The organism is Methylomonas sp. BW4-1 (assembly GCF_052474385.1).
Genome location: NZ_CP184125.1, coordinates 3,756,183 through 3,779,079, shown reverse-complemented (window position 1 = coordinate 3,779,079; position 22,897 = coordinate 3,756,183). Strand labels below are relative to the sequence as shown.

The following is a 22,897-nucleotide window of genomic DNA, read 5'->3' as shown; positions in this document are numbered from 1 at the left end:
CGCTCGTGGAAAGGGGCGGCCGCTAAGATTAACGTTACTTCTTGGGTATGGCCGGATGCCGATTGCCCAAGTGATCAATGTCGTCCAAGCTCATAATAGGCGAATACATCAGATCGTTAATGTCGCTGGAGCGCTCCCATCCTAAAACCATTTGACCGATGGCGCGTTTGGTCATTTTCACGAAGCGCGATTCGAGATGCTGGCGGCTACCGGGCGAATTTTCCGGTTCCGGGTGCATGCGCGCGGCGGAAACCACCGAACAGCGGCAGACTTTGTCGTGATAAGAAAACTGGAAACGAAAATTCCGGGCCCGGCTGTTGATGTCGCGGTTGGTTAGAAAAATGAAATAGGTGTTGCTGTCCGCTTCCGGCAAACGCTGCATCACGGTTTTAGCTTGTTCGAAGATGTCTTCCGCCGCGAATTGTTGTGTGCCCTGCATGGGCATCAGGCCTTGCATGCCCATCGCCACTGTGCCCTTAACCCACAGCCCGAATTCCTTACTCAAATCCCTGCCGATTTGCGCGGCAACATCTTCCGAGAAATCATTCAACGGAATCAGATAAACATTCACGGGACCGATTTTTTCGGTGGCGGCCCGCGGGTAGAGAGAGGCGGTTGATATAGATTTTGGCGCTGAGTCGGCTACGGCTAAGGGCTGGGTATATGGAGAGCTTGTTGTGCAGCCTGCAAGGGTGGACAACAAAATAATCGTCATTGATAGATGTTTCATAGGGGTTTTCCTGAGTCTACATATGCTGAATTGTCGGCGTTGAAGGGGCGCTTGATTAGTGATGTTTGCAGCAATGTAAATACAGCTATTGGCATAGGGCAAATAGCAATGTTTCATTACAGGGGCTTGCGTTCCTGGGGCACGGTATCTTCACGGCCATCATTCATAAAGTCGGAGGGTAATGAGGCCAACGTGTCGAATATTGTGGCGGCACTAGTGGTTTGCCTGCCTTGGCAATCAGGAACGGTTCGCCTTTCGCGGCTTGTTCGACCAACCGAGATAATTGAGTTTTTGCTTTACGTATATTCACTGTTTGCACGATGACTCCATGTAAACCAAGTTGATTTAGTAATCAGCGGTTATCAGCAAATTATTCAATTCGGTATAAGACGGAAATACCGAATCAAAGCTGATCAATTTACTTTGATTGACAATGCTGGTGGCAATGATGAGCCGGTCAGCCGGATCTTTGTGATGTTCGGGGAGGTTACCTGCCAAGTGGGCGATTTAGAGGGTAATCGGCAACACCTGGACATCCGAGCCAAGTAAAGCTGCGTCGAGCCATTGATCGAGCGGAACCGGCAATTCAATACGTTGGCGTTTTTGCAATAAGACGACTTCCCAAACAGAAATGGCCGAAACAGCTATAGCATCGTTGGTTTCAATCATTTCGATGATGCGTTCCGGTAGCGGATCGTTGCCAACGAGCCAGCGTACCCAAATATGCGTATCCAGCAGAATCAATTTAGAGCGTCCCATTCACTCTCAGGTACGGCGGATGAAATGATATCGCCAACGATTTTGCCTTTCCCGGCTATAAGCGCAGAAGGTTTGCGTCTTTTGGGTGGTGGTGGCAACTGATTCAATACCAGGAAGATGGCCTCCAATTGAGCATTGGGCGGCAATTTTGGTATTTGCAGCAAGTTGCCTTGTTGATCGGTTTCTAAAATGATTTTCTCGGCATGCATGGATTTAATTCCGGATTGCTAAAGCCTTAGCTTACGCCGAGCAGCCTTATTTTTCACCTTGTTCGCCGGAACTAAGGATACGCCGATTGTAGCTCAGCGCATCCATTCCCAAACAAGCCTACTCGTCGTCCTGGCAGCCAAAATGGTATTGATAATCCGCGATTGCACGTTTGATGACTTCATGGGCTTCTTCGCGGCCGTAGACGTGGGTAATTTCGCAGACACTTTTTTCGCTGGGTAGGTGTTTGTAAGTCAGGAAGTAGTGTTTCAAGCGATTGATGTACGATTCCGGGCAGTCGGAGACGTCGCGCCATTGCCGGTAGAACTCGTCGCCTTTCATCACTGCGATGATCTTGTCGTCGGCCTCGCCGCCGTCCAGTAAACGGAAGCCGCCGATGGGAATGGCTTGTAACAGGATGTCGCCGTGAGTCACGCTGCGTTCGCTCAATACACAAATATCCAATGGGTCGCCGTCGCCCTTGCTGACCGGTTTGCCGGATCGCGCGGCAGCGTATTCGGCGATTTTTTCTGCGCAATAACTGCGCGGAATAAAGCCGTAAAGGGTGGGGATCATGTTGGAGAATTTTTGCGGCCGGTCGATTTTCAAATAGCCGCTGTCTTTGTCGATTTCGTATTTCACCGTGTCGGACGGTACGATTTCTATGAAGGCGGTCACGATGTCCGGGGTGTTGTCGCCGGGCGAGATACCATGCCAGGGGTGGGCTTTGTGTTTTATATTCATCTAAGATTCAGTAGCTTTGGGGAATAAGGTTATAGGGATATTTACCAGGATGGGGGCAATCCGCAAGACAATCAAGCTTAATACTAGTATCTGATTGGGCTTGCGCTACACGCCGTTGCATGTGGTTATCGACATTACTCTTCGCTGGCCACTGTCGCCGGTTTGAGTTTCATGTCTTTATTCAGCCGTTGCAGGCGCTTGATCATTTCTTTTTTCATCTGTTCGCGGCCTATCGAGTGCTTCAGGCTACTGCCCATGCCCGCAACTTGATCGGTGGAGCTGCGGATGGAGTAAAACACCAGCGTGCCGTCTTTATAAGGTAGGCCGCCCGCCACCACTTGGCTGGAGTTGTAGGAGTGGCCGACGTAAAATTGCCGGGAAACCACAATCCCGCCGCCCTCGCTGATGGCGATGACGCGATGATTAAGTATGGCGGTGGGGCGATCTTCCACGCGCCGATTCAACCATAAAAATTGTTCGCTGGTATTGGCCGGCAACGCGGCAGGGTAGTTTAACCAGGCTTGTTGCAATTCCGGGAAATATCGCGCCCAGGCTTTGCTGTTCACGGCGTCGTTGCGCAGTTCCGCGGCCGGTTCGGCTGTGCCGCTGTCGCGGCTGTAAGGGGCAATCCCGGCCAAGCCGCTTTTTTTATAGGCTTGCAGGCGTTGCAGTAAAAATTCGCGGTATTTTTGATTGGCGGTTTTCAGCAAGGTTTTGTTGTCGGCATCTTCCAGCCCGGCTTGCAGGCTTTTCAAGCTGTCCAGTTCGGCTTTGGAGAGGTTGAATTCGTCGCCCGGTTCCGCTTCCAGAAAGGCCTTGGCTTCGTCCAGTTGCTTTTCGGTAAACGCAAACTTCTTAAAACTATCGACGCTGGCGTTATCGCCCAGCATGCCGGTGGCGACGATGTCGCTCTCGCCGGCATTGAGTTTGCCCTTTTTGATGTAGTCGGCCAGTTGTGGCAAGCCTACCGGTATGATCATCGCTACGCCAATCGCGAGTTCTTTTTGGCTGGTTTCGCTGACGTCGTAACCGACGATTTCGCCGCGTTCCAATGGCGGGATTTGCGCGGCGCTGATGCCGAAATTCTGTAGCGCTTGCTGTGGGCTGGGTGCGTCTTGAGCGTATGCCGCTTGCTGAAATAGCGCGGCGGCGCTCAGTAAAATAATCGGAAAAGACAGTTTGTGGATCAGCATAAAAGCTCCGTTTCAAATAGGTATTCTGATAAAAGTATGAGACTTTCGGCCGCAGATCGCCGAAAGCGTTCATTCTAAAAACGTGTGTGCATTGCCGCCTGCCGTTTATTTGTCCGAACCGAACAATTTAGAAATACTGGAATCGCCGCGTCCGGCTGGTTTTGCCGGTGTTGTTGCCCTTGAGGCGGACGCCGGCTGCTGATTTTTCGTATCGAACAGCCGCACAAACTCAGCAGCAGGCAGTGGTTTGGAAAACAAATAGCCTTGGCCGTAGTCACAGCCGGCGGCAGTCAGCAATTCCAGTTGCTGCGCGGTTTCGATACCTTCGGCTATCACTTTCAAGCCTAGTTTATGCGCCATCACAATAATCGCTTCGCACAGCGCCAGGTCGCTGGAATCGGCTTCCAGATTGCGTACGAAACTCTGGTCTATCTTCAGATAATCGATGTCGAATTTTTTTAGATAAGACAGTGACGAATAGCCGGTGCCGAAATCGTCAATAGCCACCTGGATGCCGGCATCTCGGTAAGCAAATAAATGGTCGCGGACAATATTGTCGACATCCAGCAATAGGCTTTCAGTAATTTCGATGACGACACATTGGCCGGATAAGCCCAGCTCATGCAAATAGTCTATCCATTTGCTGTCGCCCAGATTGCTGCGGGTAAATTGCACCGGCGACTTGTTAATACCCAGTTGCAAATCCGGGAGAAATTGGGCACGCCATTCGGCAACCTGTTTTGCCGCCATCCGAAATACCCAGTCGCCAATCTCCACTATCAGGCCGGTCTCTTCCGCCAACGGAATAAATTCCGCCGGGCTGATCATGCCGCGCGTGGGATGTTGCCAGCGGATCAGTGCTTCGGCTTTATGCATTTTGCGGCTGCTCAGTTCGATTATCGGTTGATAGAACAGGCAAAACTCTTGATTGGTCAGCGCTTGGCGCAGGTCGCTGGTCAGGCGCATCCGGTTTTGCGCGGTTTGCTCCATCTCGCTGGTGAAGAAATTGTAGCGGTTGCGGCCTTGTTGCTTGGCGGAATACATGGCCTGATCGGCGTTTTTGATTAATTGTTCGGCTTCCTGTGCGTCTTGCGGATAGAAGGTGATGCCGATGCTGACCGAAATGTAAGCTAATTCCTCGCCTAAACGAAATGGTTCGGCAAGCTGGTGCAGGATGGCTTGCGCGACCCGGTCTATATTGGTTTCCGAGTCCAACTCGCCCAGGATGATGGTGAACTCGTCGCCACCGAGCCGAGCCACCGTATCCACATTGCGTACGCAAGCCAGTATGCGCCGCGCCGTTTCCTGCAGCAAAATGTCGCCCATGCCGTGGCCCAGGGTGTCGTTAATTTCCTTGAAACGGTCCAGATCCAGCAGCATGACCGCCAGACTGTTTTTGTCGCGCTGGGCTTTTTTGATTTCCTGGTTCAATCGATCCTGGAACATGCGCCGGTTGGCCAAATCGGTAAGCGGGTCGAAATTGGCTTGGCGCCAGATGGTTTGTTCGACATGTTTTTGCTCGGTAATTTCCGAGAACATCGCCACCCGGCGTTCTACTTCGCCGTGTTCGCCGTAGATGGTGTTGATCACCAGCCATTCTTGGTAAATATCGCCGTTCTTGCGTTTATTCCAGATTTCGCCTTGCCAGTGGCCGGTTTGTAACAGCGAGTGCCACATGGTCTGATAAAAATCCGGATCGTGGCGGCCCGATTTCAGAATGTCGGTGGACTTCCCTATCGCGTCTTCCGCGGTATAGCCGGTCAGGCGGGTAAACGCTTCGTTAATCGCGATGATGCGGTTGTCGGTGTCCGCGACCATCACCGCTTCGCCGATGGCTTGGTAAATCATCGCCATCAACTGCATTTCATGTTCTAGCCGCTTGCGTTCGCTGATGTCCAAAACGGATACGAGTATGTAACGCCGGTTGTCTATATCGATAGGTGTCAAACTGATTTCGACCGGAAATTCCGTGCCGTCGCCGCGTATTGCGGTTAGGGAGCGGCTGGCGCTCATCGGCCGGGCTTTGTTCTCTTGTAAAAATCGCGCGCGCTGTTCCGGGTGTTTGGCGCGGGCCCGTTCCGGTACCAGCGCTTCGACACTCAGACCTATCAACTCATCCAGCGTGTAGATAAATGCTTTCGCGGCGGGCGGGTTGGCGAGTTTGATGAGGCCGTTTTCGCCAACTAAAAACGTGGCTTCCGGCGAACCATCGACAATCTTGGACAATTGCAGCCATTGCAGCTGTTTGCGTTCGGTAATGTCGGTTTGGGTGCCGATCATCCGCAAAGCCTTGCCCTGGGCATCGCGGCTGATCACCAGACCGCGCGTTAAAATCCAGCGCCATTGGTTATCGCCGTGCTTTACGCGGTGTTCGTTGCTGAAGCGTGGGCTGCGATTTTCCAGATGGGTTTGCAAGTCGGCCATCATCCGGGCGCTGTCTTCCGGGTGTATCGTGGCTTCCCAATTACGGTAATCGTTGTCTCGGTCTTGTTCGCTGAAATTCAGAATCTCCATGCAGCGTGGCGACAGAAACACTTTACCGTTGGTCAAATCCCAATCCCAGACGCCGTCACCGCCACTTTCCAGCGCAAATTTCCAGCGCAATTCGCTTTCCTGCAATAATTTTTCCGATAGCTTGCGCTCGCTGATGTCCGTCGAAATGCCGCACACCGCGTAGATTTCGCCTTGCCCATTACGTAGCGGAAACTTATGCGACAAATACGTATGAATATTACCGTCTTGATGGGTGATCTTTTCTTCAAAAATCTGTGCCTGGCCGCTATTAGCGACCTCTAAATCGTTTTTCCACAGGAGTTCGGTGTCGTCGCCCGGAAATAAGTCGATATCCCGTTTGCCTCTGACAGTCTTATTGTCAACCGCGAACAGTTTTTCAAATTGGCGGTTGATCAGCAGGTATTGGCCTTGCAGATCTTTGCTGTAAATCACCGTGGGGGTATTGTCCAGGATGCTTTGAAACCGCAATTCGCTGACCGACAGGGATTTGCCGAACTCGACGTTTAAGGATTCGTCTTTGACCAGTTCGATAACGCCGACAATCCGTTCCTGGTCGTCGCGTATGGGCATTTGCATCGAACTGATCCAGCGGCCGTCGCCTGCGGTAAAGGGGGGTTGATAGATCGTTTCGCCTTGCAACGCCTTTTGAATGCCGTCAGGAATTGGCGTTTGCGCCAGCCAGGGAAATATTTCAACAGGGTATTTTCCCAGGCAAGCGGCTTGCGGCCATCCCGTCAGGGTTTCCATATAACGGTTCCAGAGTTCGATACGGCCCTGCAGATCGTAAACAATCACGCCTTCCTGAACTGAACGCAGTATGTGTTTGTTGAAATCGCCTAGGGCTTTGCTGAATTGTTCTGAGCGCTGGTAGCGCTCGATAGCCAGCGCCAGGGAAATGCCGACGCTGGACAGCACCAGCAAAAACGACCATTGCAGCAATAGCCCGGTCTCACTGCTGTCGGCTGCAAAAAAGCCTACCTGAAAAATCGCCCCGAATATGCTTTGCAGCATGACCATGCTGATTAGTAACAAGGTGCCATGCAAGCCAAAGTAGAGTGCGCCGAAAACCAGAAAAGCGAACATATAAAATGCTTTGCCGTAGTGGCCAAGATGCCATGGCCACTCCAGGAAAATCATTTGTCCCGCCAGAAACGCCGTTGTGACATAAAGCAACGCGCGCCAAACTTGATACGGGTTCCAGTCAAAACTTGGCGGCTGCCGCCAGACCAAAATAAGCGGCGTGACAATCGCAATACCCAAGACGTCGCCCATCCACCAATGCGCTAGACTGATCGGCCATTGCTGCGCCGTTATTGCGTTGAAATGTAACAGAACTAAGGAACCCACTATGGCCGCAATGACCGAAGCCAAGGCGCCGGCAAACAGGATGCGTAAGTAGTCTTGCGGCTGTTGCAGTTTGCGAATCTCGCCCAGCAGATAGCAGCCGACAAGTGCTTCCACGGTATTGCCGCAAGCGATAGGCAAGGCTTGCTCCAGCGGGTTGCCTGCCCACAAACTGCCAAGTAATGCGCCCAGGAACACGCCGGGCCACAGTTTTTTTCCGCCGAGCAGTAAGGCTGCCAGTGCGATGCCGCCAGGCGGCCAGATGACGGATATTACGTAATTGGTGGCGAAAAACATCAACACCAGTTTGGCGACAAGCGCGTAGGCGATAGCCAAGCCGAAAAGGTGGACTAGTTCTGCGGTGGAAAAGGTCGAAAAACGGCGCAAGAGATTACCTTGATTTATTGAAAGCTGACGAATAGACAAACAAAATATCTTGGTTTATCTCACGAAATGCAAGGTTTTGTCACGGGCTAAGTACGGGGATTTTCGGGCATTCCTAACGGATGAAACGTGGTTTTATGCGGGTGATTTTCTTCGGTATCCGGTTAGGGTTACGCGCCCAGGTTTTCCACTTCCACCGCCACTTTCAATTCGTGGTTCTGGCCGCCGAAAATCACCCCTTTCAAGGGCGTAACATCGCTATAGTCCCGGCCCCAGGCGACGATGATGTGCCTGTCCCCCGGCAATTGGTTGTTGGTAGGGTCAAAGTCCATCCAGCCCAGATCCGGTAAATACACGGAGAACCAGGCGTGCGAGGCGTCGGCGCCCACCAGTTTTTTCTTGCCGGGCGGCGGCAGGGTTTCGATATAACCGCTGACGTAGCGGGCCGCCAGGCCTTGCGAGCGGATGCAGCCTATGGCCAGATGGGCGAAATCCTGGCAGACGCCGCGCCGATGTTCCAGTACGGTGGTCAGCGGGGTGGCCAGGTTGGTGAATTCCGGGTCGAAGGTAAAATCGCGGTGAATGCGTTGCATCAGATCGTGTATCGCTTCAATCAACGCTTTGCCGGGTGTGAACGAGGCTTGCGCGTAAGCGGCCAGCTCGGCGTCGGCGGCGATGAACGGCGAATCCAAGGCAAATTGCCGTGCCTCCAGTAGTGGTTCGCTTCTGTCGTTCCAGAGCGCTTCCTTCACCAATTCCCAGCTCATGCCGTGGCTGAAATCCAACTGCACCGGTTGCGGAAAAATCTGTACTTCGCTGCTGGCGGTGACCACAAACTCCCGATGCGGCTCCCTAATCGAAAACCAGGCCACTTGATTGCCGAAAAAATCGGTACGGGTCCGATAGTCGCAGGGCAAGGGGGTGATTTTCAGTTGCGAGCTGAGCAGTTGTTGATTCGGGCAGGGGCGCGGCTGCATCCGCACTTCGTTGTAAGACAATCCCACCGGTTGTTGGTAGCGGTAGGTAGTGGTATGGGTAACCCGATAACGCATGGTGACTCCCTTAGGACAGCGATTGCGGCGCGTCCCCGTGGCGGAAATAATTGGCGGTCAAAGTATCGGACAGCGCGGCCAATAGGGCGTAAATCTTGCTGAGCTGTTGGTCCAGCGCTTCGCGAATCCCGGATTCCGAGACGTTCAATAAGTCGTCGATATTGGCGATATTCAACAGACAACTAGCCTCTAATAGCAAGCGCTCTTCGGCGCTAATCCGGCGGGTACTGGGTTCGCGCGGCAGTTTGCCGACATGCTCCTGCAAACGAGCGATTTGATAAGCTAGTGAGCGGGGATTGTTGGGGTCCATCAGCAGCAGTTCCAAAAACGAGGCTAACTCCAGGTTGCTACGATAATGTTGGCGGTAGCAAATCAGGTTGTCGCTGGTGTCCAGCAATGATTCGAGCAAGCGGGTTTCCGCCGCTTCGCTTTGCGGCATCGCAAACGCGGTTCTCAATACCGATACCAACTGCAAGCTGCGCTCCAGGCGCCGGCCGATGTCCAGAAACAGCCAGCCGTTGCCGCGCGTCATGCTCTCCATCACCAGACCGCTGAATGCGGAGAGCGTGGTGATCAGCTGATCCATTTGCTCCTGCATCGACCACAAACCGATTTTGCCCAGGCGGCGCGCTTCGGAAACCTGTTCCTCGATTTCGTCAATGACCCGCCAGGTATCCGACGACCATAAATCGCGTACCGCATAACCGGATTGGGTCATCCTGTTTACCGTGTTGGCCAGGCTGCCTGCCCGGCTTTCGTCGGCGACCACTGCCAGTAATTCGGCTTCCGGCGACTGCAACAAACTTTCGTTATCCTCGGCAAAAAAACCGGGGTAGGTGCCGGTCATGCTGGTGACGCAACGCAGCAGGGTTTCCAGGCTGAGCTGATAGTCCGGGCTATCGCGGTCAGGGTTGCTGAACAGCTTTTTGATCGTGGCGCGCAACAAGCGTACGCCGCCTTCCGCGCGTTCCGCGTTGCGGCCCACCCAGAAAATATTGTCTGCGGCGCGGCTGGGCAAGGCATTGCCGTGGCCTGCCAGACTGCTGCTGCGCTTGGCCGGAATGGCCGGATGCTGCGGTTCCGTGGCAACCACCCAGGTATCTTTACTGATGCCGCCGGTTTGGTTGCTGATCATCATGTTGCCATATTGCGGTGCGCTGCGACTCAAACCGCCAGGCATCAGTGTATAACCGTCCGCCCGCGCCACCATGAAGCAGCGCAGCACGGTTTGGCGCGGTTCGTAGCCGCCCGCCACCAGCGCCGGCACGGTGGAAAAGCTTTCGTATTCTTGGCCGACGTAAAGCGCCGGGCGGGCCTTGATGCGCGCGCGCCAGTCAGCGAGTTGCGTGCGGCTGAGCTGATGGCCGAACACTGAGCGTTCACCGGGTTTGCGGTAGATCGGTTTGATGACCAGGCGTTCCAGATTGGCGAGGACGTAATTTAACTCGCGGGCTTGGCCGCACCACCAGGTGGCGATCGAATTTAGCTTTAGGGTTTGACCCAGGAAGTATTTGGCGATGCCCGGCAGGAACGGCATGATGCCGGGATTTTCCAATATGCCGCTACCTAGCGGGTTGGCAATCGCCACATTGCCGCGCCTGACCACTTCCAACAGGCCGGGGACGCCTAGCCGCGAATCTTCGCGCAGTTCCAGCGGGTCGCAGTAATTGTCGTCAACCCGACGCAAGATCACATCCACCCGCTGCAAGCCGACCAGCGATTTCAGCCAGACATAGCCGTCGCGAATCGTCAGGTCGTCACCCTGTACCAGGGGGTAACCCAGATAGGAGGCCAAATAGGCGTGTTCGAAGAAGGTTTCGTTCAGTGGGCCGGGGGTCAGGACCACTACACGCGGGGTGTCGGCGTCGCCGGGGGCGACGGCATTCAGGCCGGCGCGCAGGGATTGAAAGAAACGCGCCAAACGATGGACATGAGTGTCGCGGAACAAGCTGGGCAACACCCGTGACATGGCCAAGCGGTTTTCCAGCGCATAACCGGCGCCGGATGGCGCTTGCGTACGATCACCGAGTACCCACATTTTTTTGTCCGGGCCGCGGGCCAGGTCGGCGGCGCACAATACCAACTGATGCTGGCCGGGCAAGCTTACTTGATCACAAACGCGCAGAAAGCCGCCGTGGTTGTAGATCAGTTCCAGTGGCAACAGATTTTTCTTGATCAGCTGGCGCGGGCCGTACAGGTCGGCCAAAATCAGATTCAACAGTTCGGCGCGTTGCAGCAGTCCGGCTTCAATGTCAAACCACTCGTCGCCGGAAAGCAATAGCGGTATCGGGTCGAGTTGCCAAGGGCGGTTAATACCGTCCGGGTCGTCATAAACGTTGTAGGTGACGCCGTTTTCGCGCAGCAGTCTTAGCGCTTCCTGGTGGCGTTCGCCGACTTCGCGGGGGCCAAGCTGTTGCAACGCCTGCATCAGGTGGGCCCAATGCGGTCTAACCCGGCCCGTCTCGTCCAGCATTTCGTCGTGGGCCCCCTTATCGAGGCGGTATCCCGGCGCGAAAGCTTCTGGTGTGCTTAAGGTTTTCATAGGTTTAGTTTGCCGGTTTACCGGGTATAGCGCAATTGATCAAAGCTAATCTCGTTTTTTTTATGTTTTCTAAGCTGGTTTTTAGTGCAGATGCCGATTCTGACGAGACTTTGGATAATGCGTAGTCCAAGAAACCCGCAAAAAGCATGCCGTTACGATCAGGAATAGCGGAGTGCGGCATAGATCTTTTGGATTCGGTGGCTCTGCCTAGAGTCGTCCCATATAAAGCATTGGCTTGGCTTCAAGCTTCTGAACTAAAGGGTATTTGCCAGTGCTAAGGCACGATAAGTGGGTCACGGCCGAGCAAGTGATAGCCGTAGGCGCGCAACTTGGCATTGCTATTGCTTTATATCGGGTAAATCATTAGAACCGGTTTGCGTTGAAATGGTGCGGTCGTTTTTGCACCAATTTCGCGCGGACTTGCACCATAAAAGCAAATATCACGGATGCATACAGCATGGTTACTTCGACAATTTGGGCGGATTACAGCGCCGATAAGGCTTACGACGAGATGATTGCTGCGGACGGCAAGCCGCGTGATACCTGCGCCAGTTTGAGTCAATACTTACAATCTTTGGGCATGGATGCAATTAAGGGCCGGTTGTCGGCGGCGGAGGCGGCCATCATGGAGATGGGCATTACCTTCACCGTCTACAGCGACGAAGGCAATATCGACCGGGCTTGGCCTTTCGACATCATTCCCAGGCTGATCGATTTTCAGGAATGGCAAGCCGTGGAAGCAGGTCTGAAACAGCGTCTGAAAGCTTTGAATTGCTTTATCAACGATGTTTATAACCAGCAGCAGATTATAAAAGACGGTTTGGTGCCGGCTGATCTGATCAACAGTTCCAGCAATTTTCGTAAGGAATGTTTGGGCATGCAGCCCAAATTCGGCACATGGGCCAATATCTGCGGCAGCGATCTGGTGCGGGCTGGCGACGGCAAGCTGTATGTACTGGAAGACAATTTGCGGGTGCCATCCGGCGTGTCGTACATGATCGAAAACCGGGTAATTACCAAACGGATCTTTCCGGAGTTGTTGGAAAATCTGAATATTCTGCCGGTGGACGATTATCCGACCCAGTTGTTCGAAATGCTGGCGTCACTGGCACCGAATGCCGACGACACCCCGCAAATTGCCGTCTTGACGCCCGGTATCTATAACTCGGCCTATTTCGAACATGCGTTCCTGGCGCAGCAAATGGGTGCGGAATTGGTGGAAGGCGGCGACTTGCTGGTCAAGGACGACGATTGCGTTTATATGCGTACCATCAAGGGTCTGGAAAAAGTCGATGTGATTTACCGGCGCATCGACGATCTGTTTCTCGATCCTGAAGTCTTTCATAAGGATTCGGTATTGGGCGTGAAGGGCTTGATGCGGGCCTGGAAAGCCGGCAATGTGGCGCTGGCTAATGCGCCAGGCGCCGGGGTAGCGGACGACAAAGTGGTGTATGCCTATGTGCCTGAAATGATTCGGTATTATCTGAACGAAGAGCCGATTTTGCCGAACGTGCCGACTTATCTCTGTAGCGACCCTGAACAATGCGCCTACGTGCTGGCGCATTTGCCGGAGCTGGTGGTAAAGCCGGCCAACGAGTCCGGCGGCTATGGCATGTTGGTCGGCCCGCACGCCAGCCAAAAGGAAATCAAGCAATTTCATAAGCTGATTAAAAACAATCCGCGTAATTACATCGCCCAGCCAACTTTGGCTTTATCAACCTGCCCGACTTTGTGCGGTGATAGTCTGGAGCCCAGGCACATCGACTTGCGCCCCTTCATCCTGCAAGGTGAGAACAGCTTTGTCACCGCTGGCGGCTTGACCCGCGTGGCGCTCAGGGCCGGTTCGCTGGTGGTGAATTCATCGCAGGGCGGCGGCAGTAAAGACACTTGGATTATCAACAGGGAGCAATAAGATGTTATCGCGATCCGCCGAACGTTTGTACTGGATGGCCCGTTATCTGGAGCGCACCGAAAACACCGCCCGCCTGATCAGCGCCACGATGCATTTGATCTACGACTTGCCGTATGGTGTGGAATTAGGCTGGCGCAATTTACTAAATATTTGCGGCGTCGAAGAGGCGTTTTATCAACGCTTTAAAAATCCCAGCGAGCAGAACACCACCCGGTTTTTATTAGCCGATATGAGCAATCCCGGCTCCTTATTGGCGTCCTTGTCGTTTGCCCGTGAGAATATCCGCACCAGCCGCGAACTGATGCCCGACGAAGCCTGGCAGCAAGTCAACGAAATGTATCTGTATGCGAATAACAATCTGGATAGCTTGTCCAATCGGCGGGGGCGTGCGCTGTTCTTGCAGGAAATCATGGCTGGGTGCCAGCGCTTTACCGGCTTTATGGCCGGGTCTATGAGCCGCAGCGACAGTGCCCGGTTTATTTGTATTGGCCGCAACCTGGAACGCGCTGACATGACCAGCCGGATCATGGATTTCGGCACCGTTTTGTTGGCGGAAAATCGCAGCACCAAAATGCGCGAGTACGAGACCATCCTGTGGATCAACGTTTTGAAGTCCTTGAGTGCGGTCTTGATGTATCGCAAGCATGTGCGTAACCGAATTAGAGGTGAGGATGTTTTGAACTATCTGTTAAAAAACCCGGATTTTCCCAGAGCCGTGCTGCATTGCATTGAGGAGATTACGCATTGCATCAAACGCTTGCCGCATGCTGTCGAACTATTCCCGCAGTTGGAGCAATTGGAGCAGCAGGTACTGGCCATTGAGATTAAGCAGACTACCCCGGAGCAATTGCATCAGGTGCTGGACGGCTTGCAAGCGAAGTTCGACCATTTACACCAGCAAATCGCGGCCATGTGGTTTTTAAACAATCTTGGCGAGGCCGAAGCCGAGAAAAATTGAAACTATTGCCGACAGGAAGATTTTCACTAGTCAGCCAGGCCTCTGCAGCGCTGAGCACCCGCTTGGTTGAGCGCAATCGCTCTGGGTCGAGGGCGCGCTGCTTGGATTGCTACTGACCCAAACCCCAAGTTTGCTATATCATGGAAGTATCGTTTTCTAAAACTAAAGGGGGAGGATTATGGATAAGCTAAGGGCGCTGGGTCTGGGGTCGGTGGGGCAAGACGAGCAAGCTGTTAAGCAACAGTTGCATCTTTATATCAATCTGAAACTGGCTTCATGCGGGCAGCCGACTTGTATCGATACCGAGTCGGCGCAGTTTATGGATACCGCTCAGGACTTGCTGAATAGCTATCTGGAAAAAAGCCGCTTGTTGGCCAGTTCCTCCCTTTATCCTGCGGATAGACGGATTCAAGATTTCCTGGAGCGCTATTGCGCGGATCTGGGCTTTGCCAAAATCCCCAGTTTGCCGACGATGACTTTCGAGTTGGATAAGCACGGCGTGGCGCGCGAATTATCGTTGCCTTTGGGCGAAGATGAATTTCGTTCCGAAATCGTCTCCAGTTTTCGGGTGAAGCAAGGCATTTTGCACAATCCAGCCAGCGACCGGCGTACCACGCAAGGCTCGTTTCATGTGGCCGAGGGTGGATTGCCGGTGCCCGGCGACAAGAAGCAGGTCCCCAAGCTGACGTTTGCTTTGATGCTGGGTGAGGCGTTAAATCCGCCTGATGATTTGATGGTCCTACCGTTTACCGCCCACCAACCCAAGCCGGCACGCATGTTTGCATCATTATTGATGCGGCCGGTAGTCTGTCCGGAAATCCCGGGTGTTGCAGCCGAAAAATCCATGGAAATCCGCTTTTTTGCGCCGGGCAATCTGGTCAGCAATCTGGATTTTGTTGAGAGCATCTTCGGCAACGGCGGCAATCCTGCTTTGCCGGAATGCGATGCGGCCCTGGATGTCGAACATTGGTCCGGCCACAGCGGTTGCGTGATTCTGGCGCCGCATTTAACCAAGCTCACTAAAAAACAGTTGGGTCTGCCGCATTGGGATGAAGCCACCGAACGTCAACGCGCCGATGGCATGTGCTGGCAAGATCCCGAGGAACTGTATAACGACGGTCAGGCGTTTAAACTGACTGCGCGTGACGCCAGCGGTGTCATTGTCACCTTGCTGGCCGACAACTACTACGGTTATTGCAAGAAGGAAGTCAAAACCCAGATCAGCTATGCCGCCAATTTGTTCGGTTTGGCAGAAGAGGAGCATGCCGGCGGCGCGTTGGCATTTCGTCGTGTCAATCACGGTGATGAATTTGGCATTGGCAGTCTGACCCGCGAGCCGGGCTACGATTTCGACGAGATGACCTATCACTACGGCGCGATTATGGATGTGCATCCGGAAGGTTATGCGGTGGACAGGCATTTTCCGGAGATTATTTATGTGCCGCAGGATTTGCGGATGAGTCTGGCGACGCAGAAAATTACCTGGATCAGAAACGGCCAAAGCCATAGCATTCGCTTGCAACCGGGCAAAATTTACGTGCAGCCCAACGGTTATAAAATCGAGATGTGCAAGCATCCCGGTGCGCCGTCCTGGCGCTTGATCGGCACCGTCGCGGAAGGCACTTTTTGTCATAAGCCCTGTACGGTGTCCGGCGGCGGCAAATCGGAAATTTCCAAATCCATAGAGGACGCGGCAATCTACGGCCCGTTGTTCGTGGACGATCTACAGCACGATTTGGATCGGGTGCAGGCGATTTTCGATAAAGACTATACCGGCCGCTTCTTGCCGGGCTTCGAGCGCGATGATCGCGGGCCTAGCCGGACCGTGCTCAGTTCGGAGCGCAGTCTGGGTTCCGTGATCAAGTTATTGACGCCTTCTCCCAACCATGTGCCGGAATTTAACGATTGGCTGCGGTCCATTCCGCCCAGCATTCTGGCTTTGGTGTTTTTGATCAAGCGCTTTTACCGGCCGGAATGGGGCAACAATTGGCGCGACAATTTGTCGGTGGATATTATCGACGGCGCGCCCGGTCACGAGTTGAAACTGAACCAGCGCAAGATCGTCGCCACTTATTTACGGGTAGGTTTTGACCTAGACGGCGGCTGGCGCACTTTCAAAGTGCGGCAAGACTATATCGCTTGCGAGAAAGTGCAGATGGAAGACGACATCAGTGCCTCGGTGGTAGTGCCGACCGCTGCGGTACGCGCATGGCTGCCGGACGATGGCTACGAAACGAGTCTGAAGCTGGTCAGCAACTGCGAATACCGGCTGTTTCAACGTCCGGACGATGCGATTATTCCCGGTTACGACAAACAAACCGAGCTGAACATGTCCGGGCCGGGTAACTTCATGGCCAATTTCGAGCCTTTGGATCACGAGCAGTTATCGGCGGTGGTCGAAGATGTGATGACTTTTTCCAAATTCACCGCGCCCATGCAAAAGCTATTGAGCGATGCTTACCAGGACGGGAAAGGCTATGTGGTGTGTTCCGCGCATCCGCGTTTGGTGAACGGCAAACCGTCGAAAAACCCGCGCTACCTGGAAACCCGTGTCGATGTGGTGAAACCCTTACGGAAATACGTGGCCGAAGTGGGCGCGCGTTTACATCGCAAGATTCCGCTCAATCAACCGCTCTGTCATCCGGTGGACGCGGTGTTGACCGGTCGCCGCAACAATCCGCCCGAACCGGGCATCCGCGCGCTGGCGGTTTACAATCCGATTCATTATCAAGAGTTGCCGGAACTGTTCATGGATTTTGTCTGTTCCTTGACCGGCAAATCGCCGTCTACTACCGGAGCGGGTAGTGAGGGGGCGCTGACTAAAGGGCCGTTCAATGCCTTGCGCGGTACCGCCGATTTGAACAATGCCCTGGTCTCGTTCATTTTGACCGGCTATCCCGGTTTTTCCAGTTCGGCTGGTTTTATCGGTCCGGATACCCGCGTCGATCACGATATTAGTTTGTTGATTCCGGAGATTTGGGCGCGGCTGTCGCGCGAAGAGCGCCACCCGGCATTTTTGTTGGAACATGGCTATCTGGAACCGTTAACCGATTTTGAACACAAGGGGCAAATTGTCTTGGCCAGCCGTTTGGGTTATCGCATCACCAGTCATTTCGTGCACGGCTTGATGGGTAAGATCTTCGATAACCCGTATGCGGTTTTTACCGACGAGATTTTGCAGCCCGAGCGCCAGGATCTGGAGGTGTTTGTCGACGGCATCAATAATATCGTCGAAACCCAGCAGCGCGTGGCCCAGCAATATATCGAGGACGGCAGCATAGAAGATGCCTGTCCGCCGCTGTATGCGCTGCTGCATATCATGGCCGATGGTCATTATCAGGGTAAGGATGCGCATCATCCGGAGATACGGGCGATGTTTACCCGCGATTACTTGTTGGCTTCGGATTGGTATCAGGAACGGCTGCGGATCAAGCAGCAGCGCGACATCGCGTTATGGCAACGGCATGTCGATTATTTGGGCAGGTTCTTGCACGAAAGCAGTCACCAGACTTTGATCGACGAGCTGAAGTTGGTCGAACGGCATAGGCAGGCGCAACAGAAACTGGTGGAACTGGCCTCGCCGGAATATTTGCAGTCTTTGGTGGGTACTTTGGGCGCCGACCCTTTAGGGCCATACTCCGCGGGCGCAGTTTAGATTCGGCTATACCTAAAAAAACAGGGATACCGGTCTTGTGGCCGGTATCCCTGTTTTTATATGGGGCAAGCCCGCTTGATTTAACCTTTGCGTTTGGCTTTGGTCTTGCCTTTGGGATTTTCGTGGGCGATCAGCGAACGGGCTAGCTTCCGCAAGCCGTTGGAGGATACTTCCAGCCCAAGTGGCGAGCCTATCGATTCCAACTCGTACATCAAGTCCGTCGCGGCAATCAACGTCACATAGCGCAGGCTGCTATTACCCGGTAACTGGGTTGAAGCGTCACGTAGTAGAGGGGCTAGCACGTCCCAGGAACTGTTGAAGAACTTACGCACCGGATCGTTTTCCGCCACATATTCCGCCGTCAGACCTTGTTCAAAGGCGACGCCGGCTTTTTGCAGGACATCGCGCAAGCTTGCCCGGCTGGCGTCAGCGTTGGTGGCGATAGGGGCTTTCTCAATATTCTTTTCCAAAGACATCTGCCAACCTTGCCAGAGCTTGCGCCATTGGTTCAATTCCGCTTCGTTCAATACCGGGGCCGCTTTTAAGCCGCCGGCATTTTGGTTGGTAGCGGTGTAGCCCACGTTGATTAAAATACCTTTCTCATCGGCTTTGACCTGATTGAAGCGCAGGCTGTTGATGGTGTCGTGCAACTCCTCGCTATCGTCGGCGGCGATGAAGGGGAGCAGGGTTTTTGTAATGTCCGGGCGGGATTGGTTTAAGTCGATTTTCAGGGCGGCCAGTTTGGGCTCGGCGGCTTTTTTGATCAGCGATTGCAATTGGGCAATGTTCAATGGTTGGCCGTTGCGATCAAACGCATTCAGTTGGGTGACCGGGAAGCTCAGCACATTGCCGGAGGCGTCCAATGTCGGCTGTTGCAGGGTTTGCAAAATACCTGACCATTCGATCAAGGTCATGCATTTGCCGCCCAGCGCGGTACCGACTCGGGCTTGTACATTGTTCTGAATTTTGACCTGGCCTTGCTCGCCGCTGATTTGCGGATGGTCCAGATCCAGAAAGCTGCATTGCTTGCCGTCTTTCCAGGCTCTTACCGATTCATTCGGGCCGTCGTAGAGTTCGCTGACCAGCACACTTTTGATTAAACCGTACTCCATGGGCACCGGAATATTAATTTCGCGGGCCATACCGGTCTGTGCAGTCAGCAGCAGGCCGGTGGTAAGTAACAGGGTACGCATTTTTGACATGATTTACTCCTTAACGTTGTCGGGCGCTGGTTGATTAAGCGCGGCCGTGCCGCGATAAGCGGATGAAATAGGGTAGCGGCGGTCGCGGCCAAACGCTCTGGGTGTGATGCGAATGCCGGGCGGCGATTGCCGACGTTTGTATTCGTTTCTATCCACCAGCGAAATAGCTCTATGCACATCGGCAACCGTGAAGCCTTGGGCCACGATCTCGGCGGCGGATTTGTCCTGTTCCACATACAAAGTAAGTATAGGATCCAACACAGAATAAGGTGGCAGGGAATCTTCGTCCTTTTGGTCCGGCGCCAATTCCGCCGATGGTGCGCGGGTGATAACCCGTTGCGGAATGACTGGCGACAAGGTGTTGCGATATTCTGCGAGCTGGTAGACCAGTAATTTGGATACGTCTTTCAGCGGCGCAAAGCCGCCGGCCATATCGCCGTATAGCGTGGCATAACCCACGCTCATTTCGCTTTTGTTGCCGGTGGTCAGCAGCAGTTTGCCTTGTTTATTGGAAATAGCCATCAGTAACACGCCACGGCAGCGGGCTTGGATGTTTTCTTCGGTGGTGTCTTTTTGGCTGCCGGCAAACAGCGGGGCCAGCATGCCGTTGAAGGCAGTTACCGCCGGTTCGATGGGTAACACGTGATATTTGACACCCAGCGCTTCGGCTTCCAGGATCGCGTCCTGGTTGCTCATGTCTTGGGTATAGCGCGATGGCATCAATACCGCCTCCACTTGGTCGGCACCCAGCGCATCCACCGCCAATGCCAGAACCAGTGCGGAGTCGATGCCGCCGGACAAGCCCAGAATCGCGCCTTGAAAGCCGTTTTTGCGCACGTAGTCTTGAATACCCAAAACCAGCGCTTTGTATTCGCTGACCACGGGTTGATATAAGGCGGCGATGGTGGATATTTGCGGCTCATGCTCGACAAACTCGACGATGCTGAGATGCTCGGCAAATTCGGCCGCGCGGAACACGACATCGCCGTTACGATTTGCGACAAACGATGCACCGTCGAACACTAACTCGTCCTGGCCACCGATTTGATTGACATAAACCAAGGGTATCTGCTCGGCTTTAATTTGCGAACAAATAATGTCCTCACGCTGCTGCATCTTGCCGGCATGAAATGGCGAGGCGTTCAGGGTCAGGATGATGTCTGCCCCGGCAGCGCAGTTTTTAGCGATGATGCCGGGTTGCCAGATGTCTTCGCAAATCGTCAATGCCAACTGACTGTCTTTAACCGTAAACAGACAGGTTTGGTTGCCCGCGCTGAAGTAACGTTGTTCATCGAATACCCCGTAGTTGGGCAGGGCCTGTTTATGGTACTCGGCGAGCGTTTCGCCGTCGCGTAAGGCTATTGCGGTGTTGTAGAGGCTGTCGTCGCACTGTTCGGGGTAACCGATCACAACCGTTATGCCGGCAATCTTCTTGGCAATTTCGGCAACCGCTTGTTGCGCCTGGTGAATAAAATCCGGTCGAAACAGTAGGTCTTCAGGTGGGTAACCGGTGACACATAGCTCCGGAAACACCACCAAATCGGCCTGCCGCTGTTTGGCTTGTTCAGCGGCGGCCAGAATTTTGCCGGTGTTGGTTTGAATATCGGCAACTGTTAAGTTCAGTTGGGCTAGCGCTATTTTTATCGACATTATGTTTTGGAAAAACAATCCCGCATCGCGACGCCTATATCCGAAGGCGAGCTGACCATACTCACGCCGGCCGCTTGCATGGCTGCAATTTTGCCTGCCGCTGTGCCGGAGCCACCGGTGACAATCGCACCCGCATGGCCCATGCGTTTACCCGGCGGTGCGGTTTGGCCGGCGATGTAGCCGACCACAGGTTTGGTAACGTGGGCTTTGATAAAGTCCGCAGCCTGTTCCTCGTCGCTGCCGCCGATTTCGCCGACCATCACGATGCCGTGAGTATCCGGGTCATCTTGGAAGCGGCTCAGCACGTCGATAAAGTTCATGCCGTGGATCGGGTCGCCGCCGATGCCGACGCAGGTGCTTTGCCCCAAGCCTTCGCGGGTGGTTTGATGCACGGCTTCGTAGGTCAGGGTGCCGGAACGGGAAACAATGCCGATTTTGCCGGGTAGATGAATATGGCCGGGCATGATGCCGATCTTGCACTGCCCCGGCCTGATCACGCCAGGGCAGTTGGGGCCGACCAGTAATGAACTCGTGCCTTGCATTGCGGCTTTGACCTTTAACATTTGCAGCACCGGGATGCCTTCTGTGATGCAGACGATCAGCTCGATGCCGGCGTCGACCGCTTCCAGAATGGCGTCGGCGGCAAAAAATGGAGGTACATAGATCATCGTCGCTGTGGCGCCGGTGGCTTTGACGGCTTGTTCGACGGTGTCGAATACCGGTAAATCCAGATGTGTGGAGCCGCCGCGACCCGGTGTGACGCCGCCAACCAGTTGCGTGCCGTAAGCGAGTGCTTGCTCGGAGTGAAATGTACCCTGTTTGCCGGTGAAGCCTTGGCAAATGACTTTAGTCTGTTTGTCGATCAAAATAGACATTAAGCTACCTCTTGCGCCAGTTTTACCGCCAATTCGGCAGCATGATTTAGATTATCCGCAGCTACCAAGCCCAGTCCCGATTGGCTTAGCATGGCTTTGCCCTGTTCGACGTTAGTCCCTTCCAGGCGCACCACGACCGGTATCGTTAAGTGCATTTCCTCGACGGCCGCCAGGATGCCTGCGGCGATTACATCGCATTTGACGATGCCGCCGAAAATATTCACCAGCACTGCTTTGGTGGTGCCGTCGGACAAAATCAATTTAAACGCGGCTTTGACTTTGTCTTTATTGGTGCCGCCGCCCACATCCAGAAAATTGGCCGGCGCACCGCCTTTCAACTTCACCATGTCCATCGTCGCCATGGCCAGGCCGGCGCCATTGACCATGCAGCCGATATTGCCGTCCAGCGTGATGTAGTTAAGATCGAACTGTTTGGCTTCCGCTTCCTTGGCGTCTTCTTGCGAGGCATCGCGCATCGCGGCTATGTCAGGATGTAAGGCGATGGCGTTGTCGTCGAAATTGATTTTGCCGTCCAGCGCTACGAGTTTGCCGTCATCGGTTTGGATCAGTGGATTGATTTCGATCTGGCTGGCGTCCTTGGCTAAAAACAGTTGATACAGGCCGGTCATAATGGTTTGCAGCTGGCTTTGCTGTTCCTTGCCCAAGCCTAGTGCAGCGGCTACTTGGCGGCATTGATAAGGGTGTAAACCTGCTGCGGGGTGCACCGGCACCTTGACTATTTTTTCAGGTGTTTCAGCGGCCACCGCTTCGATGTCCATGCCGCCTGAGGCCGAGGCAATAAATATTAGCCGTTCACTTTCCCGGTCCAGCAACAGGCTCAAATAATATTCTTGATTGATTGCAGAAGCCTCTTCCACCCAAACGCTATTGACCGGCAGGCCGGCGGCATCGGTTTGATGCGTCACTAAACGTGTACCCAGCATCGCCGCGCTGTAATCCTTTACTTCCTCCAGGGTCCGGGCAACTTTTACGCCGCCGGCTTTACCTCGGGCGCCGGCATGAATTTGCGCCTTTACCACCCAGGCAGAGCTGCTTAAGGACTGTGCGGCTTGCTGCGCTTGTTCGGCTGTGGTCGCCACGGCGCCTTGTGGCGCGGGGATCGAAAACGCTTTAAAGAGTTGTTTCGCCTGGTATTCGTGAATATTCATTTAGTGC

15 protein-coding genes and 1 pseudogene are annotated in these 22,897 nt (G+C 53.9%); 3 read left to right on the top strand and 13 right to left on the bottom strand.

The window, feature by feature from the left end; all coding sequences use genetic code 11:
• Positions 1-34: 34 nt before the first annotated feature.
• From ACH5Y9_RS17555 to ACH5Y9_RS17515, 9 genes and pseudogenes are all read right to left on the bottom strand, one after another.
• A complete protein-coding gene (locus tag ACH5Y9_RS17555; protein WP_445366992.1) occupies positions 35-730 on the bottom strand; it encodes a hypothetical protein in 696 nt (231 codons plus the stop codon).
• 163 nt (positions 731-893) lie between these two features.
• Positions 894-1,040: a type II toxin-antitoxin system Phd/YefM family antitoxin gene (locus ACH5Y9_RS17550; protein ID WP_367650919.1), complete on the bottom strand. Its 147-nt coding sequence runs from the start codon at positions 1,038-1,040 to the stop codon at positions 894-896.
• Positions 1,041-1,075: 35 nt separating this feature from the next.
• Positions 1,076-1,489, bottom strand: a pseudogene (locus ACH5Y9_RS17545) (type II toxin-antitoxin system VapC family toxin).
• Positions 1,471-1,698: a hypothetical protein gene (locus ACH5Y9_RS17540; RefSeq protein ID WP_171696539.1), complete on the bottom strand. Its 228-nt coding sequence runs from the start codon at positions 1,696-1,698 to the stop codon at positions 1,471-1,473. The pseudogene ACH5Y9_RS17545 and the gene ACH5Y9_RS17540 overlap by 19 nt, the downstream one beginning before the upstream one ends.
• 118 nt (positions 1,699-1,816) lie before the next feature.
• On the bottom strand, positions 1,817-2,440 hold the full coding sequence (locus ACH5Y9_RS17535; protein ID WP_033156087.1) for an inorganic pyrophosphatase: 624 nt from the start codon (positions 2,438-2,440) through the stop codon (positions 1,817-1,819).
• A gap of 134 nt (positions 2,441-2,574) precedes the next feature.
• Complete coding sequence (locus ACH5Y9_RS17530; protein WP_445366991.1) at positions 2,575-3,633, bottom strand: hypothetical protein; 1,059 nt, start codon at positions 3,631-3,633, stop codon at positions 2,575-2,577.
• Positions 3,634-3,738: 105 nt separating this feature from the next.
• Positions 3,739-7,878, bottom strand: coding sequence for an EAL domain-containing protein (locus tag ACH5Y9_RS17525; RefSeq protein WP_445366990.1), 4,140 nt, complete (start codon positions 7,876-7,878; stop codon positions 3,739-3,741).
• 167 nt (positions 7,879-8,045) lie between these two features.
• The gene (locus ACH5Y9_RS17520; RefSeq protein WP_033156089.1) at positions 8,046-8,927 is read right to left on the bottom strand and encodes a transglutaminase family protein; all 882 of its coding nucleotides are present in this window, start codon (positions 8,925-8,927) and stop codon (positions 8,046-8,048) included.
• 10 nt (positions 8,928-8,937) lie between these two features.
• Positions 8,938-11,469, bottom strand: a complete 2,532-nt coding sequence (locus ACH5Y9_RS17515; protein ID WP_445366989.1) for a circularly permuted type 2 ATP-grasp protein — start codon at positions 11,467-11,469, stop codon at positions 8,938-8,940.
• Between the two features lie 457 nt (positions 11,470-11,926).
• On the opposite strand from ACH5Y9_RS17515, the gene ACH5Y9_RS17510 reads away from it, so the two are divergent.
• The 3 genes from ACH5Y9_RS17510 to ACH5Y9_RS17500 all read left to right on the top strand — a co-directional run bounded on the left by ACH5Y9_RS17510 (position 11,927) and on the right by ACH5Y9_RS17500 (position 17,994).
• Positions 11,927-13,381, top strand: coding sequence for a circularly permuted type 2 ATP-grasp protein (locus ACH5Y9_RS17510; protein ID WP_445366988.1), 1,455 nt, complete (start codon positions 11,927-11,929; stop codon positions 13,379-13,381).
• Between the two features lies 1 nt (position 13,382).
• Positions 13,383-14,339, top strand: coding sequence for an alpha-E domain-containing protein (locus ACH5Y9_RS17505; protein WP_205453333.1), 957 nt, complete (start codon positions 13,383-13,385; stop codon positions 14,337-14,339).
• A gap of 178 nt (positions 14,340-14,517) precedes the next feature.
• Positions 14,518-17,994: a hypothetical protein gene (locus ACH5Y9_RS17500; protein WP_445366987.1), complete on the top strand. Its 3,477-nt coding sequence runs from the start codon at positions 14,518-14,520 to the stop codon at positions 17,992-17,994.
• 80 nt (positions 17,995-18,074) lie between these two features.
• Here ACH5Y9_RS17500 and ACH5Y9_RS17495 read toward each other — a convergent pair whose 3' ends face one another.
• From ACH5Y9_RS17495 to sucC, 4 genes are read right to left on the bottom strand one after another with little or no spacing between them, the layout of a single operon-like run.
• The gene (locus ACH5Y9_RS17495) at positions 18,075-19,196 is read right to left on the bottom strand and encodes a hypothetical protein (protein ID WP_205453335.1); all 1,122 of its coding nucleotides are present in this window, start codon (positions 19,194-19,196) and stop codon (positions 18,075-18,077) included.
• 3 nt (positions 19,197-19,199) lie between these two features.
• Positions 19,200-20,846 carry an NAD+ synthase gene (locus ACH5Y9_RS17490; protein ID WP_445366986.1) on the bottom strand — a complete coding sequence of 549 codons (1,647 nt, stop codon included), beginning with the start codon at positions 20,844-20,846 and terminating at the stop codon, positions 19,200-19,202.
• Positions 20,846-21,721: a succinate--CoA ligase subunit alpha gene (gene sucD / locus ACH5Y9_RS17485; RefSeq protein ID WP_445366985.1), complete on the bottom strand. Its 876-nt coding sequence runs from the start codon at positions 21,719-21,721 to the stop codon at positions 20,846-20,848. The genes ACH5Y9_RS17490 and sucD overlap by 1 nt, the downstream gene beginning before the upstream one ends.
• Complete coding sequence (gene sucC / locus ACH5Y9_RS17480) at positions 21,721-22,890, bottom strand: ADP-forming succinate--CoA ligase subunit beta (protein WP_445366984.1); 1,170 nt, start codon at positions 22,888-22,890, stop codon at positions 21,721-21,723. The genes sucD and sucC overlap by 1 nt, the downstream gene beginning before the upstream one ends.
• Between the last annotated feature and the right edge of the window lie 7 nt (positions 22,891-22,897).